Origin of the sequence: Corallococcus sp. RDP092CA (assembly GCF_041903675.1) — a bacterium.
In the GTDB taxonomy this organism is placed as follows: domain Bacteria; phylum Myxococcota; class Myxococcia; order Myxococcales; family Myxococcaceae; genus Corallococcus.
Genome location: NZ_JAYESI010000037.1, coordinates 1 through 15,700 on the forward strand (window position 1 = coordinate 1; position 15,700 = coordinate 15,700).

Here is a 15,700-nt window from a genome sequence, read left to right on the forward strand (position 1 = left end):
GCGCGGCGACCTCCTCGGGCACTTCCAGCGTCACCTTCACCATGGCCGGGATTTCTCCCACGCCTTGGCCTGCTCCCGCCAACCCGCGCTTTAGCTCAGGCGATGCTCAGGATCAGATCCACACCCCCGTAGAAACAAGAGGGACCGAGTCATTCAAGAGCCCAGCAATCTCCACCGGATTGCCAGGCTTCTTCTTTAGGGGGACGATGCGCGGCGCCATCCCTCACGAAGAGAACAACACATGCTGAAGAACCTGCGAATGATTGTCGGCCTGGCTGGCGGTGTCGCGCTGCTCTGCACGGGCTGTGGTGTCGAAGCCCAGCAGGAGGTCTCCACGGACTCCGAACAGCAACCCCTCCCCGAACAACCCCGCTTCCACCAGGAGTCTGTCTACACGGTCTGCTGGAGCGAGCTTGGCATCTACAGCCAGCCCAGCACGTCCTCCTCGCTCGTGTTCGTGCTGAAGTACGGCAACCACTTCAACACCGACAGCTCGGTGTTCTCATCGAACGGCGAGAACTGGGTCCGAGGCCAGCTCTATTGCTCCCCGCCCTATACCTGCACTGGCGGCTACGGCTACGTCCGCTGGGGCGGCCTCTGCTAGTCATTGATTGAAGAGGGCGGGTGGCGAAGCGGTGGCGTCACCCTCCCCTCCGCTTCAGCGCGACGGCCCTCCCGGGCATAGACTCCGCGCCCATGCTCAAGCTCCACCAGTTCAACCCCTCCGGGAATTGCTACAAGGTCCGCCTGCTGCTGCATCAGCTCGCGATTCCGTTCGAGACGCGGGAGCTGGACCTCTCCGCGGGAGAGACGCGCACGCCGGAGTTCAAGGCGATGAACCCCATTGCCCGGATCCCCACCGTGGAGCTGGAGCCCGGTGTCTTCCTCGCCGAGTCCAACGCCATCCTCTGGTATTTCGCCGAGGGCACGCCGTTCATCCCCGCCGACCGGCTGGAGCGGGCGCGGATGCTCCAGTGGATGTTCTTCGAGCAGTACAGCCACGAGCCCTACATCGCCGTGGCTCGGGCGTGGCTCACCTTCTTCGGCGTCCCCTCCGGCAAGGAGAAGGAGCTGGAGGAGCGCATCCAGAAGGGCTACGCCGCGCTCGACGTCATGGAGGGCGAGCTGCGCAAGCGGCCCTTCTTCGCGGGCGAGAGCTACAGCCTCGCGGACATCGCGCTGTATGCGTACACGCACGTGGCGGAAGAAGGCCGGTTCGACCTGGGCCGCCATCCCGCCATCCGCGCCTGGTTCGAGCGGGTGCAGGCCCAGCCCCGCCACCTGCGCATCACCGACGTCCTCGACGCGCCGTCCACCCCTCGGCCGCTTTGACGGCGCAGCTGTAAATTTCGTATTCTTCTGGACAATCCCGGTTCGACCGAACCCGTCCCCATCCAGGGAGAAGTCCGATGTGGAAGTTCTTCCTCTTGATTGTCATGTCCTGGCTTTGGGGCCTTGGCGGCTCGACCGGCCTCGTGCTGCTGGTGATGTTCTTCCTCGGCAATGCCTATTCCATCCGCTACCGCGGCCATCACGGGAGGCTGACCCAGGAGGAGTCGCGGGCGCTGCGGCTCAGGACCGATGTCGACACCCATCACATGCGCGACCAGTGGGACGTCGTTCCCTGGTGGGGCACGTCCAAGCACGTCATCCGCAAGTGGACCTGGGACCGGATCGCGCTGGATACGCGGCTCCAGAAGGTCATGGAGAAGGCCTCCGGCTCCCTGACCCGCGCCGCGGAAGCACTCGCTGAGCTGAGCGACAAGGCGCTTCCGGGCAGTTCGATCAACCCCTACAGCGGGACGCTGGCGGTGATCGACCCCAACCACGCGAAGTCCCATACGCCCAAGACAGCCCTCGCGCTGCTGAACAAGGTCTCCGGGGGCTACAAGGGCTGGACCAACCAGGCCATCTGCACGCTGGGCGGCACCTTCATCATCTGCGCGGACGCGTACAAGGGCGAGGTCAAGGCCCGGCTGAAGCGGAAGGAGAAGCCGGAGCCGCGAATGAAGTCCGGCACGGTCGCCGAGACCTCCCGGCTCACGTGGAAGATGGGGCAGCTCTTCCTGAGCCCCGGCACCCCCGCCATCATGAACTTCCTGAAGGCCCTCTTCGCGCGGATCAACCCGTGGGACAGGCACGCGGTCATCCAGTACCAGGGGGACACGTACTACGCGCCGACGACGATGTTCGGCGCCTCCGCGACCATCATGAAGGTGATGAACCTGTGCGAAGCGCTCGACTTGAGCAGCGAGGACAAAGAGTTCGTCGGCTACTGCGTGGCCATGCACTGGCTGGACAAGTACCTGAACGACAGCTCCTGGTTCCTGGGAGGGGCGTTCACTCCGGATCGCCACTCCCTGATTGAAGCGCTCCAGGGAATGTATGCCCACATCGAGGACAACCCGACCAGGGCCGCCGAGGTGCTGGCCAGGATGTACGAGGAGGCCGACGAGGCGCGGAAGTAGCGCGCGCCACGGTCGTCGGACCCGGGGCGGCGCCTGATGTCTCCAGCCATCAGGCCCCCGACTCCAGTCACCAGGGCCGCCTCCAGCAGGGCCTCCCACTTCGACGTAACCCTTTGAAATCAGGGAAGGCTTGCGAGCCCCAGGGCCGCGAAACGGTGGGCACGCGGGGTGCAGTAGGGAGGGTCCGTCGCTGCACTCCACTTTCGAGGCCCTCCCATGAAGCTGCGCTCCTCTTCCTTCTCCAAGCCTTCCTTCTCGTCCGGCCCCAGCCTCGCCACCCCCCGCCCCCGCAGCAACAGCCTGCCGGCGAAGCCCGAGACCGCGAAGCCGAAGCCCGTGGCCACGCCCGAGCAGCTCCAGGCGGGCAAGAACAACCTCAAGCCCGCCGACTACGGCGTGGTGGACCCCAAGCTCCAGGGCATCCGGACGCGCCGTGACAGCGGCCAGTCCGGCGCGCAGTTCGCGGACTTCACGCAGGACGTGCGCAACTCCACCAACCGCCTGACGAGCCAGCCCGTCGGCAACCAGATGCTGACCGAGCTCAACGGCCGCACCCAGGCCGTGAACCCCGGCGCCACGGGCACGCAGCGCAACCCGCTGACGGCGATGGACATCTACTCGGGCCGCAACTCGGCGATGCCCAACTCGCATGTGCCCCGCAACGACGGCAGCCTGTCGTCCACCCGCCCGGCGTACCGCTACGACGGCCAGCCCGGCGCCGGCACGGCCAGCGACGTCAAGTACGACGAGACCGCCTCCGGCCCGCGCTTCAACAGCCTGGGCCACGAGTCGGTCCACGCCTGGCGCGCGTCCAATGGCCTCCAGGTGAGCCCCCTGGCCGCCAGCAAGCACAGCGACGCGGCGGTCTTCAACCAGTACCCGTCGCACTCGGCCAACATGAAGGAGACCGTCGACGACCGCCTCCGCCTCTCGGAGGAGTTCGAGACCATCGGCCTGCGCCCCACGCCGCACACGAAGAACAACTGGGCCCCGTCCGAGAACGCCATCCGCGCCGAGCACGGCCTGCCGTCCCGGCAGGACTACTCGGGCCTGAAGCCCGACGGGCAGAACAGCAACGACATCGCCTTCAAGAACTACGACGAGGGCACCGACGCCCGGAACTTCTTCCAGAAGCTGTCCGGCCAGCCGTCGCCCTTCCAGAAGATCGTCGGCGACCTGGAGAAGTGATGCACCGGTGCCGCCGCCCCAGGCGGACGGGATGACCGTCACCTGGGGCGGCAATGCGAGACGGGGTGAGCCCGCGCTCAGTAGTAACCCACCGAGATGACGTCGAAGATGATGATGGAGCCGTTGGGGCAGTAGTAGACGTAGGTGGTCCGCGTGTAGTGCCAGCGCGGCCCCGAGTACGGCACCATCATCGCGCTCACGGTCGTGCGCGGGAACGGCGGCTCCTTGGGCACCTCCAGGCTGAACGTCTGGATGCGCGCGGAGAGCTCACCGGCGACGTTGCCGTTCAGGTCGATGAGGCGCACGGTGCCACCGTATTCGCCCTCGTGGATGTCCTCGGCGGCGGCCTGGGTGTTCAGCCGGTAGTAGCCGGCCGGAATGCCCGAGCCCGGCGCATCCAGGTACATGAAGCCCATGTCCACACCCTTGATGAAGCCGCTCGCGGGCACGGACTCGAAGCCGGCGATGCTGCTCGCCACCGTCGTGATGTCCGCGTTCGACGCGAACACCGTCTCCTCGGGGTTGATGGGGTAGCCTGCGGCTGCGGCCACCTCCGCCAGCTCCGACTTGGGATCCTGGCAGGAGTTGGTCGCGGCTCGCGGCGCCTCCACACGAGGGAGATAGGACTGGAGGCGCGAGCCCTCCGCCCATGCCTGCCCAGAAGCGAGGAGGACCACTGCGAGGGTGGTGACTGCCTTCAACCACTGTCGTGTCATGGAATGCTCGGGGTTGGGGTGGAACGCCCCATCGCCCTGCACTGCCAATGCCATAGCCGCAAGCCTTGGATTTCAATTATATGCCGGAATGACTTTCACTGCGGCTGTGGCGGGGCATGCCACAACTCGCGGGCGCGCTGTGACAGCGGAGGTCACAGCGCCAGCCACACGGGCGCTCAGCCGAGCACGTCTGTCTTGCGCAAGACATTGGCAGCCGTGAGCAGGGCCTGCCAGAGCTGACAACAGCGCCTCACCGCGAGAGGGACTCCAGGGCGTGGATGGCCTCGAAGAGGACGGCGAGGAACTCGTGGTCCTCGCCGTCGCAGGCCTCCCGGTGCCTCTGGAGCAGCGGGAGCAGTGAGACATCCTCCAGCGCCTGGGCCGCCTCCACGTCCAGCGTGGAGACCTCCGGCCCCTCCAGCACACGCCGCAGGGGCTCCAACACGCGCGCGTCCTTGCGCAGGGCCAGCCCCAGGAGCGCTTCTCCGCGAATCTTCGGGTGGGACTCGGAGAGCCGGTCCACCAGCGCCTCCCGCAGCTCCGGCGTGTCCACCTCCCAGGCCTGGCTGCCGAGCGTGAACGTCGCCCACTCACGCACCAGCTCATCGGGGTCACGGGAGAGGTGGATCAACGCCTGGAGCGCCTGGGCATCCCGGTACCGCGACAACCCCATGACGACGCCGAAGCGGACATGGGCATCCGGATGGTCCTTCAGGGGCAGGAGCGCGGACACCGAGCGGGGATCTCCCAGATGCCCCAGCGCGGCGGCCATCGCCTCCAGCACTGCGACGTCCTGCTCCTTCGCGAGCGCCAACAGGAGAACGTCCGTGAAACGAGCAGCGCGCTCCGGGGTCCGGCTCCGGAACTCCAATTGGGACAGGACGTTCGCGCCGCGTCCCCGCTCCTTCGGCGAGGACGACTGGAGCCAGGCGGCGGCCCGCTGGAAGACGGCCTCGCCACCGCGGTGATGCAGCTGCCAGATGGCGCGCCACGCGCCCTCGTCCTCCTCGTCCCCCTGGAGCGTGCGGGCGAAGAGCTCGTCGGTGGAGAGGTCTGCCTCGGGCGGGAAGTCCATGCCGGGCAGCGTAGCGCCGGCCGCCCACCCCCGCACCGCGCCGCCCCCCGTCGTTCGTCCAGATCCCCCCACGAGCGGCGCGCCGCTGCACCGGCGCGCAGAACCGCAGCGTGGTGATTTGAACAGGGGGACGGTCAGCCTTCCTTCACGGCCTCCACCAGGGCGCCGAAGGGGAAGGCCGGCGCGCGTGCGGGCGCGGGTGGAAACGGCCAGCGCCCCCATGCGCTGCCGTGCCGCCCGGGGTCACTGGGGTTGGCCCTCCAGCCGCGCCCCTCCACGAGCGCCGCCGGGTGATCCGTGCCGAAGACCCATGGCGCGCCCAAGGCGTCCATGTACCGGAGCACCGGCGCCAGCATGGGAGCGGCGAGGAGCGTCCGCCCGACGACGTCATAGAGGAGCCTCGAACCGGGCGCGGACAGGGCATCCACGCGCGCGAAGAGGCCCTCGACGTGCTCCGGCGCCAGGTACTGCAAGAGCCCTTCGACGAGCCAGCAGGTGGGCACGTTCACATCATGTCCACCCGCCGCGAGCCCCCGCGACCAGTCCCCGGCCAGGTTCCCGGCGACCGGAATCCGCGCACAGCGGGGAGCCACGCCCTGGAGCAGTTGCTCCTTCCGAGCGATGACCTCCGGCTGGTCGACCTCGAAGAGCCGCACGCCTTCCGCCCAGGGAAGGCGATAGGCGCGCGCGTCCATCCCCGCGGCGAGGATGACGTACTGGCGCACGCCCTCGGCGGAGGCGCGCAGCAAGACCTCATCAAAGTAGCGCGTCCGGACCTCGATGATGGGGATGGAGGGCCCCACCGCGGCGCGATAGTCGGCCAGCGCGGCGCGGCCCGCGTCCCCGGAGAGGGTCGCGGCGTAGGGGTCCTCGAAGAGGCGATCCGGGCGGAGCGACTCCTCGGCGCGCATCGAGGCGACGAGGAGGCCAGTCGTTGCAACGGGGTTCATCATCATGAGCGCCAAGCTGCGCCCGCTGGCGGCTCCCGGTCTTGGATCTTTTTACCCGGCCAGGGGGAGGTGGTTCGGGCGCGCGAGTCCCCTCGCGAGGAACTCGCCCGGGCTCACCCCGGTGAAGTGCCGGAAGTCCCGGTTGAAGTGGGCCTGGTCGCAGTAGCCAAGCTCGAGCGCCAGCTCGGCGCCCCGGATGGGGGCACCCGGCTTGAGGCTCCGGAGCGCGGTCCGGAAGCGCCTCAACCGCCAGAACGCCTTTGGCCCCATCCCCACCTCTTCCCGGAACAGCGCGAGGAGGCGTTTCGGCGAGAGGCCCGTGCGCGCATTCACCTCGGTGACGCTTCGCAGTTGGAGATCCTCGAACGCCTCCAGGGCCAGGGTCAGGCGGGGATGGGCAGGGCGTGCATCCTTCGCACGCGTCAGGAGGAACGCCTCGATCAACCGGATGCGGGCATGCGCCTCCGTCGCTTCTTGGAGCTGCTCGCGAAGCCGTGCGGCGAAGCCGCCCCAGAGGGCGTCCAGGGGCACCAGCTTGCCCTCGAGGTCGCCAGCGGACACGCCCAGGAAGGGAACCGCCCTGCCGGGCTTGAACCGCACGCCCAGGGCCCTTCCGTGAGCGGGGAGCGCCATCGCGAAGGGGACGGACCGCGCGCCCGATACGAGCGCGCCGGGGAGCGGCGCCAGCGGGTCGCGCTCATCGGGCCCGTAGACGTCGAAGCGGTCCTCTCCCAGGTTGAACACGAGGCTCAGCACGCCCGTGGGCAGCACCCGCTCCCTGGAGGGCGACTCGCGGCGCTCCTCCGAAAGCCAGATGCAGGAGATGAAGTCACCCAGCGGAGGTCCCGGTCGGTGGAGCAAGATGTTCATGGCCCGTCGAAGCCTCCCGCGCGAGAGGATGCCACACGGCGCTCGATACCGGAGGTGGGTGAATGCCACGCAACACGCGCGAATACGGCCTCAATCACGCGGACCGCATCGCGGAGCTCCAACGGAAGTTCGGGCCCGGCCAGCTCGAAGAGGTGCTCGCGCGATTGCGCCAGGTCGTGAACCCCACCGAGCCGCTCCTGGGCGCCATCGTCTTCCTCTCCCGGCCGGGCCATCTCGAGGACATCGCCCAACTCGTCTCGCTCGCCAACCAGGACCCTTCCCGGGTCCTGAACGCAGCGACGGTCAAGGACGAACGCGGGTGACGGTCCGTGCACGCCGGGCGGGTTCGACTTTCAGGCCACGTGAACGCCCTGCCCCTGCCTGAAGCGTCCCACCTCAAACCCTTTCCATTCTTCTCCCCGCAACGGTTCATCTCCGCCCGGTGGCCCGAGCTGCCGTTCGCACCGCCGGTGCGAGTCCCGCCCCGGGGTGTTCTGGCCCCCGGTGCGCGGAGCCCGGGACTTCCACTAGGCTCCCGGCACCGGCTCTCGCCCGCCCCCTGCCTGGAGCTCCCCCCATGATGCTGTTCGCGCCGAAGGTGTTCCCCAAGCTGTCCACGCTGAGCCACGCGGGACGGTCGATGTACATCTGGGTCTATTACACGATCCCCCTCGCCTTCACGCTGCTGCTGGTGCCCGAGCTGTTCCTCAAGGTGATGGGCATCGCCCCCGGGGCGGCGGACGGGAACCTGTTCTTCATGCGGCTGGCCGGCGCGCTGCTGGTGTCCATGTCGTTCATGTCCCATCAGGCGGCCATCCTGGACATGCGCCAGTTCTTCGTCTGGGCGGTGATGGGGCGCACCTTCATCGTGCTGGTGCTCATCATCTGCACGGCCATGGGCCTGTGCGATCCCATCGTCACGTTCTTCGGCTGCATCGACTTCAGCGGCGCCATGTGGACGCTCATGGGCATCCGCCGCGACGAGGCCGAGGCGCGCGGACAGCAGGCCGCCATCGCCCAGCCCACGCCCTGATTCCTCGCGCCCTCCGTCCCCCTCGGATTCCCCATGACGACCGCGACGCCGCTGCCGGCCGCCCCTCCCCTTCCGGACTGGAAGCGGGCCTTCCGCAACATCTCCCGCCAGCACGCCTTCCAACCCCTCCGCGTGGAGGGACACCTCCCCGAGGGGCTCCGCGGCACGCTGTTCCGGCTGGGCGCGTGGACGTTCGACGTGCACGGCACGCCGCTCCAGCACTGGTTCGACGGTGACGGCGGCGTGATGGGCGTGCGCTTCGGGCCGGACGGCGTCCAGGGCGCGGCCCGGCTCGTGGACTCGCGCACCATGGTCACGGAGCGCAAGGCGGGCCGGCAGCTCTACGGCAGCTACGCCATGCCGGTGCCGCTGCGGAACAAGCTGCTCAACCCGCAGAAGAACAACGCGAACACGGCGCTCCTGCCGTGGAACGGGCGGCTGTACGCGCTGCACGAGCCGAACCTCCCCGTGGAGCTGTCCCTGGAGGACCTGTCCACGGTGGGCGAGACGAACCTCGACGGCGTCGTGCTGAAGTCGTTCTCCGCGCACCCGCGCCGGGTCGCCTCGCGCGGGACCACGTACAACTTCGGCCAGCACCACGGCCGGGTGAACACGCTGGAGCTGTACGCCCTGCCGGATGGCGGCAAGGCGCGACACATGGGCTCCGTGAAGCTGCCCGGCGCGACCATGGTCCACGACTACGTGGCCACGGACCGCTACCTCATCTTCTTCCTGCCGGGGATGCGCATCGACGTCTTGAAGATGCTGCTGCGCATCGGCGCGTTCGCGCACAACGTCTCCTTCCGCCCGAGCGACGCGGCGGAGGTGCTGGTGGTGCCCATCGACGACGTGGCGCACCCCATCCGCATCCCGGCGGACAACTTCTTCAACTGGCACTTCTCCAACGCCTACGAGGACGGCGACACGCTGGTGGTGGACTACGTCCGCTACCCGGACTTCGCCTCCAACCAGTGGCTCGGAGAGCTGGCGCACGGCATCCCGTCCACGGACGCCGACGGCATGCTCCACCGGGCCACGCTCGACCTGAAGGCGCGCACGTTCCGCAGCGAGCAGCTCATGGACCTGAGCTGTGAATTCCCCCGCGTCGCCCCCAGCGTGGCGTGCCGGCCGTACCAGACGGTCTACCTGGGCGCGCATGGCACCCAGGAGGCCCGGCGCGGCCTCTACGACGCACTGGTGCGCCTGGACGTGGGCACCGGCCGCGTGACGCGGGCCGCGCTCGACGCGGGTCAGTACCCCTCCGAGCCCGTCTTCGTGCCCCGCCCCGACTCGCACGCCGAGGACGACGGCTGGATCCTCACCCAGGTCTTCGACGCGAAGACGGACACCACCCACGTGGCCGTGCTGGACGCCGAACGGCTGGACGCGGGCCCCGTGGCGCGCTGCCACTTCGAGCACGCCCTGCCGCCCACGTTCCACGGCCAGTTCGTCCCCGCCTGAAGCGCGGCCACCGCGGGAATCCGAGGGTGCGCTCCGGCGCCGGGCGGACATGCCAACCGAGCTGCGCCGCGCTCCATGAGCCCCTCGCCCCTCCAGGCTGAAGCCGCCGCCCGTGATGGCTACGCACGACGTGTGGGCCTGTTCTCGGGGGTGATGCTTGTCATTGGCGGCATCATCGGCTCGGGCATGCTCCTCAACCCGGCCATCGTCGCGCAGCGCGTGCACACGCCGGTGCTCACCCTGGCGGTGTGGCTGCTCGGTGGAGTGATGGCGCTCATCGGTGCCTTCATCCACGGAGAGCTGGGGCAGCGCATCCCCAAGGCGGGCGGCAGCCATGTCTCCCTCTGGGAGGAGCGGGGCGAACCGAACCCGTGGCGTGTATGGGAAACCCCATGGAAACCCCGTAGCGCAAGGTGCAACACGGCCGGGCCGAAATCCTCCGCAATTACTGGAACATCATGAATTTCTAGTTTTGATTTGCGGTTGAATCGTGGACGATGTTAGTAAGCCATTGGCTTCGGCCAATCCCCGAACAATCCCAATCAGGAGAAGTCCATGACGAGGAACGTGAAGCGTTTCCTGGCTGCCTCCCTGTTGTCTCTCGCGCCGTCGGTTGCCTTCGCCGGACAGGTCGACCTGGGGTTCCCCGACTTCCTCAGCCCGCGCAACGAATATGTCAGCGTCCGTGAGGGTGCGTTCGAGATCGCCCAGGTGAAGGGCGGGGCGTCCGTGGGCCCGGCCGTGGAGAACCTGCTCGTCTCCAACCAGAGCGGCGTCAACATCTCCCTGGGGCTCCAGGTCCTGGCGGGCACGTTCAACGGCGTGTTCAACCCCTACCCCGTCCCCACCTCCAGCGTGGGCGGGTTCCAGGTCAGCGCCCCCACGCCGGCCCCGTCGTTCTCCCAGCAGTACTACTGGACGGTCGACCCGTCGAACCCGGCCGCAGCGAAGACGTGTGTCTGGCGCGTGGATGTGGCGGACTCCGCCGGGACCTGCACGGCGACGGTCTATTACGGCACCTACGGCGGCGCCATCTGCACTGTCGATGCGCTGAACTCGTTCATCGACCCCACCACCTGCCAGGCGCAGATCGTCACCATCATTCAGTGACCTGGGCCTCACACCGTCCGGGGCCCCCATGGGCCTCGGGCGGTGCTGTCGGGTAGACTCAAGGCGCCTGCCCTACCCGGCCGGTCCCGACAATACCTCTTAGGGGTGAGGGACATGATTTCAGCTCGGACCTATGGATGGGGGGCATCCACGCACGACCCGACAGAGGGTCGCCTGCCCACCAGACGCGGAGGTCCAGTCCGATGAACTTCAACACCCGTGAGCTCACGGTCCGCGACAACGTCATCAAGGCCCTCAACAGCTCGCTGTTCCTTCCCCAGGTCCTCGAAGCCACCCGGACGTCGATGCTCGAGTTCGTCCAGGCCGACGCCATGGCCCTGTGCCTCATGCACACGGAGCCGTTCGACTTCCGGTGGCTCGTCCCGGGTCCCCGCATCCCCATCCTCGATGGGTATGTGGAGCTGGTGAAGCATGACTTCCTCCGGGACCCCATCATGGCCCGGCCCAACGTGCCCATCCGCGATACGCAGCTGCTCTCGCGCGGCGAGTACGAACGCACCATCATCTATCAGCGCAGCCGGGAGCTGGACTCACCCCTGGAACACATCATGGCGGTCCTCCTCCCCATCCGCGCGGGCCTGGTCGGCGCGCTCGCGTTCTACCGGAACGAGCCGCGCCCCTTCTCCTCGCAGAACGCCAGTGCCGTCACCAGCCTCAACGAGCACCTGATGAACATGGTGCGCAACGTCAGCGACGCCCAGAACCTCATGACCGGTGCCAACCTCCTCGATGAACTCTACCGCCGCGACGACAGCGCCTTCCTCGTCGTGGAGCATCCCATCCGCGAGACCTTCCGCTCCAAGCACGCCGCCACCCTCCTGGCCCGGTGGTTCACCGCTTCGGACCTCGACTCCTCCGGAATCCCTCGCGTCTTCAAGGAGCGGCTGGACGCCCTGGTCGGTATGGATGCGGACGCGCGGCGCTGGAAGCTCGAGTGGGTCGTCAACCATTCCGAAGGCATCCGCAAGTGCCGGTTCATCGAGCTGCCCACCGCGGACGGCCCCCAGCGCTGGGCGCTCGTGCTGAATGAGATTCCCCATTCCATCCCGCTCCCCCTGGAGATGGCTGCCAAGCTCACGCGCCGCGAGGTCGACGTGGCAACGTTCATGCTGCGCAACTGGGACAACGATCAGATCGCCGGGGAGATTGGCCGCAAGGTCCTGACCGTGAAGACCCACGTGCGAAACATCTTCTTCAAGCTGAAGGTCGACGACCGGGCGGACTTCCTCTATCAGGCCGCCCGCCTCAACCGCCCCGTCTGAGAAGACAGGCGCGCCCCTTCGTCCGGAAGGGGCGGCCTTGATGCAGTGCATGGAAAGACGCCTCCCGGTCGGCCTGGGTTCGAACGGGAGGCTCTCCCAACCTGCGTGTGCTTGTCTCTACCTCGCCGGAGGGGGGCGGGAGACGCCGCCCTCACGGAAGATGCGCGGGAAGACGCTGCGGGCGACCCGGGCGGAGAAGAGGATCGCCTCCTGGTCCTCCGGGTCCGTCAGCTTGCTCAGGATCCGCTGCATCTCCGCCACGTGGTCCCCGTCCAGCGCGCCGTGGCTGCGCAGGAACGTCACCGACTTGTGGATGTTGGGGATGAGGGCCGCCGCCTTCAGGCGCTCGGCCCACACGCCCGCCCGCGTCTGGGACAGGTACTCCAGCGCGTACGCGGTCCCCAGCACCGCCGTCGGCACGCCGGAGAGCGACGTGAAGAAGTTCCACCCCGTATACGCCTCCACCGCGGGGCTCCGCTCCGCCGCCTCCACCAGCTCCGCCGGGACGCCCAGGTTCTTCAGGTCCGACAGCAACCACTTGTCGTGCCCGCGCTCCTCCTCCCCCTTCTGGACCAGCAGCTCCGCCAGCTCCGGGTGCCGCCCCAGGCGCCGCAGCCGGTAGCCCCCCTCGGCGAGGATCGGCGTGCTCCACCGCGCGTAGTGGTAGGTCTGGACGAGGTAGTGGATGTAGCCCTTCACGTCGAGGGTGCCGTCGAGGAGCCGGCGGCCGTCGGGCTGCGCATCCACCGCCGCCACCAGCGCGCGCGCCTCCACATCCAGTTCCGCCAGCCAGTTCTTCTCCGCCTGCTGCTCCGTCTGCGTCTGCATGGACGTCTCCTGTCCGGGGCCTTCTGGGGGCTCCCGGCTGCTGCGTGTTGAAGGTGAAGGGAAGGAAGAAGCCGCCTGGACCTCAGGCGGCGGAGCTCACGCCGTTCTCCAGCGCGTGGAAGCGCGCCAGGGAGTCCGTCGGGATTTCATCGAGCGCCATGACCAGCGGCAGCGTGAACCACCGGAAGTACGCGTCGTAGAGCGGCTCCGAGATGAAGCGCGCGCCCATCGTCGTGGCGAAGAGCGAGGGCGACCGGGGCAGCCGCAGCTCCTCCAACTGCCCCCGCGCCGCCTTCGCGCGCTCCTCGGGCGTGTAGAAGGGGTTGCGGGGCTGCACCGGGGCCTGCCACGGGTCGGGCACGTCCACGCGCCAGCGAGGGCTCAGCCAGCCGCGGTGGGCCGCCACCTGCCAGGAGAGGAGCGCGTCCTCGGGCGAGTCCGTCTCCAGGTTCGCGGACGCGATCCAGTGCGTCACCCCGTGCCGCCGGCTCACCGCGTACATGCCCGCCTGGAGGAACGCGACGGCGTCCGAGCGCCGCCACCGCGGCAGCACGCAGAAGCGCGAGGGCTCCGCGACCACCCTCCCCGGCTGGAGCAGCCCCGTGAGGTCCACGCGCTGCTCCATCTCCAGCCCCACCTTCACGCCCAGGTTCGCCGCCACCTCCGCGTTGGGCAGCGCCACCCGCATCGTCGCCACCGCCTCGGAGCCGGCATACACGAGCACGTGCACGGTGGTGTCGAGCGTGTCGATGGAGGTCAGCTCCCGCCGCGCCACCGCCGACTGCGCGGACAGCAATCCCATCTCTCCGCCAAACACAGCCCAGCGGATGCGGGCTGCGTCGTCGAACTCCCGCTGGGTGGTGGCGACCCGCCAGCGCCAGTGCCTGCACGTCATGGGTTCTCTCCCGGATGCGAAGTGGGGCCGGCGTCTCGCCTGCCGCACTCCTTATTTCGTCGCGGGAGCCCCGAGTTCGAGCGCGGGACCTACTTCGCGGGACGGGAGAACCTCCGCGCGAGCCACCCGTCGCGCGCCGCGATGCAGGCACGCGCCAGGTCTGACTCGGGCGCGATGTCATGGAAACCAACCGGCGCCCGGAAGGAAGACAGCGGCCGCGCGAGCCACTCCTCGCGCGGCCGGGCCGTCCTCGGGGCGCGCCTGCTACGGCATGGGGCGTGAACCGGACGACGGCGCCTCCGGCACCGCGGGCCAGCCGTTGGGCCAGGTGATGGCATCCACGAGCATCACCCGGGCCGTGTGGGCGCTGTTCCACGCGTGGTAGACCATGACGGTGCCGCCGCCGGGGCCGGTGACCACCGAGTTGTGGCCAGGCCCCACCCAGCCGCCGCCCGTCTTGAGGATGGGGTTGCCCAGCTTCGTATAGGGCCCCAGCGGGCTCGTGGCACGGGCAACACCCACGGCGTAGGTGCTGTTGGCGTACGAGTTGCCGCTGTAGAAGAGGTAGTAGTAGCCGCCCCGCGCGACGACCCACGGCGCCTCGACGACGCCGCCCTCCCAGCCCAGCGTATTGCTCATCAGCGTGCGGCGCGTGCCGGTGAGCGACAGCCCGTCCGCCGCCAGCGCCTGGCCGTAGATCGGCGTGGGCTGGCCCACCGCGTTTCCGTCCGCCTTCCACACGAGGTACGGCGCCCCCGCGGTGTCATGGAAGAACGTGGCGTCGATCATCCCCATGCCCGCGTCATGCACCAGGGGATGGCCCAGGTCCGTGAAGGGCCCGAGCGCGCTGGTGGCCGTCGCCGCGCCGATGGACAGCTTCCCGTCCTGGTGGCGCGCGGTGAAGTACGCGATGTAGCGACCGCCCACCTTGTGGATCTCCGGCGCCCAGAAGTCGCCCGTGGCCCACGTGGGACGGCGCGCGGAGGGGAAGATGTTGCCCGCGGCGGTCCAGGTGACCAGGTCCTTCGACGTGCGCAGCGGGAACGCGTTGGCCGCGCCCCCGGACGTGCAGGCCGCGACGTACTGCGTGCCGTCGTGGATGACGCCCGGGTCCGCGCAGTCCACCGGCACCACGGGGTTCTGGTAGAGCCCGCCACAGCCCGTGTAGCGCAGCGAGATGCCGCACGCGTTGGCGCCGCTGAAGTACGGCGCCCACTCGTTGGACAGCACCGTGTACGAATTGGGGGACGCGTTCGTGCAGCCCCGGTCCCACGTCACGCGGCCGCCCACGTCGTCGTACTGGGCCGCGTGCCCCGAGGGATGCAGCCACGCCGCGCTGTAGGTGAGGCGCGTCGCGCAGGCCGTGGCGCCCGAACAGTCCGTGTCGAGCGCCATCACACAGGCGTCATGCCCGGTGAAGTACGGCTTCCAGCCGTTCGACAGCACGGAGTAGGAGTTCGAGCCTTCGTTGACGCAGGTGCCGTCCCAGGTCACCAGGCCGCTCGCGATGTCGAACTGCGCCGGGTGCCCGGGGTGGATCCACCGGTCGCCGTAGGTGATGCGCGTGCTGCACGCGAGCGCACCGCTGGACGTGCCCACCGGGGCCTCGTCCACGACGGAGCCGTCGGAGCGCTCCTCACCACAACCCGCCGCGAGCGCGGAGAGCGCCCCGGCGAGGGCGACAGCGGACCACAACGAGGGGTTCTGCATCGATGGACCTCCAGGCAGGAGAAGACAAGGAAGTCATATCTAGCAGCTTTTACTCGTTGGCGAGTCTCCGCCTCCCAGGCGTGGACCGGGCCCTGAACACCCGGAACGTTCAG

Annotated in this window: 18 protein-coding genes; 11 read left to right on the forward strand and 7 right to left on the reverse strand. The window is 68.7% G+C overall.

Features of this window, described 5'->3' with window-relative positions:
* The 5 genes from U8525_RS29275 to U8525_RS29295 all read left to right on the forward strand — a co-directional run.
* Nucleotides 1–248: hypothetical protein (locus tag U8525_RS29275; protein ID WP_374270004.1), on the forward strand; the 248-nt coding region annotated here is incomplete at its 5' end.
* Nucleotides 242–604, forward strand: coding sequence for a hypothetical protein (locus tag U8525_RS29280; protein ID WP_374270005.1), 363 nt, complete (start codon nucleotides 242–244; stop codon nucleotides 602–604). The genes U8525_RS29275 and U8525_RS29280, both read left to right, overlap by 7 nt.
* A gap of 92 nt (nucleotides 605–696) precedes the next feature.
* Nucleotides 697–1,332 (forward strand): glutathione S-transferase family protein, encoded by a 636-nt coding sequence (locus U8525_RS29285; protein ID WP_374270006.1) that lies wholly within the window; start codon nucleotides 697–699, stop codon nucleotides 1,330–1,332.
* 104 nt (nucleotides 1,333–1,436) lie between these two features.
* Nucleotides 1,437–2,468 carry a hypothetical protein gene (locus U8525_RS29290; protein WP_374270007.1) on the forward strand — a complete coding sequence of 344 codons (1,032 nt, stop codon included), beginning with the start codon at nucleotides 1,437–1,439 and terminating at the stop codon, nucleotides 2,466–2,468.
* A gap of 216 nt (nucleotides 2,469–2,684) precedes the next feature.
* Nucleotides 2,685–3,656: a M91 family zinc metallopeptidase gene (locus tag U8525_RS29295; protein ID WP_374270008.1), complete on the forward strand. Its 972-nt coding sequence runs from the start codon at nucleotides 2,685–2,687 to the stop codon at nucleotides 3,654–3,656.
* 77 nt (nucleotides 3,657–3,733) lie between these two features.
* Here U8525_RS29295 and U8525_RS29300 read toward each other — a convergent pair whose 3' ends face one another.
* The 4 genes from U8525_RS29300 to U8525_RS29315 all read right to left on the reverse strand — a co-directional run bounded on the left by U8525_RS29300 (nucleotide 3,734) and on the right by U8525_RS29315 (nucleotide 7,267).
* Nucleotides 3,734–4,207, reverse strand: a complete 474-nt coding sequence (locus U8525_RS29300; RefSeq protein WP_374270009.1) for a hypothetical protein — start codon at nucleotides 4,205–4,207, stop codon at nucleotides 3,734–3,736.
* A 415-nt stretch (nucleotides 4,208–4,622) separates the two neighbouring features.
* Nucleotides 4,623–5,447 carry a HEAT repeat domain-containing protein gene (locus U8525_RS29305; RefSeq protein ID WP_374270010.1) on the reverse strand — a complete coding sequence of 275 codons (825 nt, stop codon included), beginning with the start codon at nucleotides 5,445–5,447 and terminating at the stop codon, nucleotides 4,623–4,625.
* Between the two features lie 134 nt (nucleotides 5,448–5,581).
* Nucleotides 5,582–6,403, reverse strand: a complete 822-nt coding sequence (locus U8525_RS29310) for an SAM-dependent methyltransferase (protein ID WP_374270011.1) — start codon at nucleotides 6,401–6,403, stop codon at nucleotides 5,582–5,584.
* A gap of 45 nt (nucleotides 6,404–6,448) precedes the next feature.
* The gene (locus tag U8525_RS29315; RefSeq protein WP_374270012.1) at nucleotides 6,449–7,267 is read right to left on the reverse strand and encodes a DUF6597 domain-containing transcriptional factor; all 819 of its coding nucleotides are present in this window, start codon (nucleotides 7,265–7,267) and stop codon (nucleotides 6,449–6,451) included.
* 62 nt (nucleotides 7,268–7,329) lie between these two features.
* On the opposite strand from U8525_RS29315, the gene U8525_RS29320 reads away from it, so the two are divergent.
* The 6 genes from U8525_RS29320 to U8525_RS29345 all read left to right on the forward strand — a co-directional run bounded on the left by U8525_RS29320 (nucleotide 7,330) and on the right by U8525_RS29345 (nucleotide 12,154).
* Nucleotides 7,330–7,590, forward strand: a complete 261-nt coding sequence (locus U8525_RS29320; protein WP_374270013.1) for a hypothetical protein — start codon at nucleotides 7,330–7,332, stop codon at nucleotides 7,588–7,590.
* A 254-nt stretch (nucleotides 7,591–7,844) separates the two neighbouring features.
* On the forward strand, nucleotides 7,845–8,300 hold the full coding sequence (locus U8525_RS29325; protein ID WP_374270014.1) for a hypothetical protein: 456 nt from the start codon (nucleotides 7,845–7,847) through the stop codon (nucleotides 8,298–8,300).
* A gap of 33 nt (nucleotides 8,301–8,333) precedes the next feature.
* The gene (locus U8525_RS29330; protein ID WP_374270015.1) at nucleotides 8,334–9,761 is read left to right on the forward strand and encodes a carotenoid oxygenase family protein; all 1,428 of its coding nucleotides are present in this window, start codon (nucleotides 8,334–8,336) and stop codon (nucleotides 9,759–9,761) included.
* 75 nt (nucleotides 9,762–9,836) lie between these two features.
* Entirely contained in the window at nucleotides 9,837–10,223 is a 387-nt protein-coding gene (locus U8525_RS29335) for a hypothetical protein (RefSeq protein ID WP_374270016.1), read from the forward strand.
* A gap of 93 nt (nucleotides 10,224–10,316) precedes the next feature.
* A complete protein-coding gene (locus tag U8525_RS29340) occupies nucleotides 10,317–10,871 on the forward strand; it encodes a hypothetical protein (protein ID WP_374270017.1) in 555 nt (184 codons plus the stop codon).
* 203 nt (nucleotides 10,872–11,074) lie between these two features.
* Nucleotides 11,075–12,154: a LuxR C-terminal-related transcriptional regulator gene (locus tag U8525_RS29345; protein WP_374270018.1), complete on the forward strand. Its 1,080-nt coding sequence runs from the start codon at nucleotides 11,075–11,077 to the stop codon at nucleotides 12,152–12,154.
* 117 nt (nucleotides 12,155–12,271) lie between these two features.
* Here U8525_RS29345 and U8525_RS29350 read toward each other — a convergent pair whose 3' ends face one another.
* The 3 genes from U8525_RS29350 to U8525_RS29360 form a co-directional block, all read right to left on the reverse strand.
* Nucleotides 12,272–12,982, reverse strand: coding sequence for an iron-containing redox enzyme family protein (locus tag U8525_RS29350; protein ID WP_374270019.1), 711 nt, complete (start codon nucleotides 12,980–12,982; stop codon nucleotides 12,272–12,274).
* Between the two features lie 82 nt (nucleotides 12,983–13,064).
* On the reverse strand, nucleotides 13,065–13,877 hold the full coding sequence (locus tag U8525_RS29355; RefSeq protein WP_374270020.1) for a GNAT family N-acetyltransferase: 813 nt from the start codon (nucleotides 13,875–13,877) through the stop codon (nucleotides 13,065–13,067).
* 264 nt (nucleotides 13,878–14,141) lie between these two features.
* Nucleotides 14,142–15,587, reverse strand: a complete 1,446-nt coding sequence (locus U8525_RS29360; protein WP_374270021.1) for a glycoside hydrolase family 43 protein — start codon at nucleotides 15,585–15,587, stop codon at nucleotides 14,142–14,144.
* Nucleotides 15,588–15,700 lie beyond the last annotated feature (113 nt).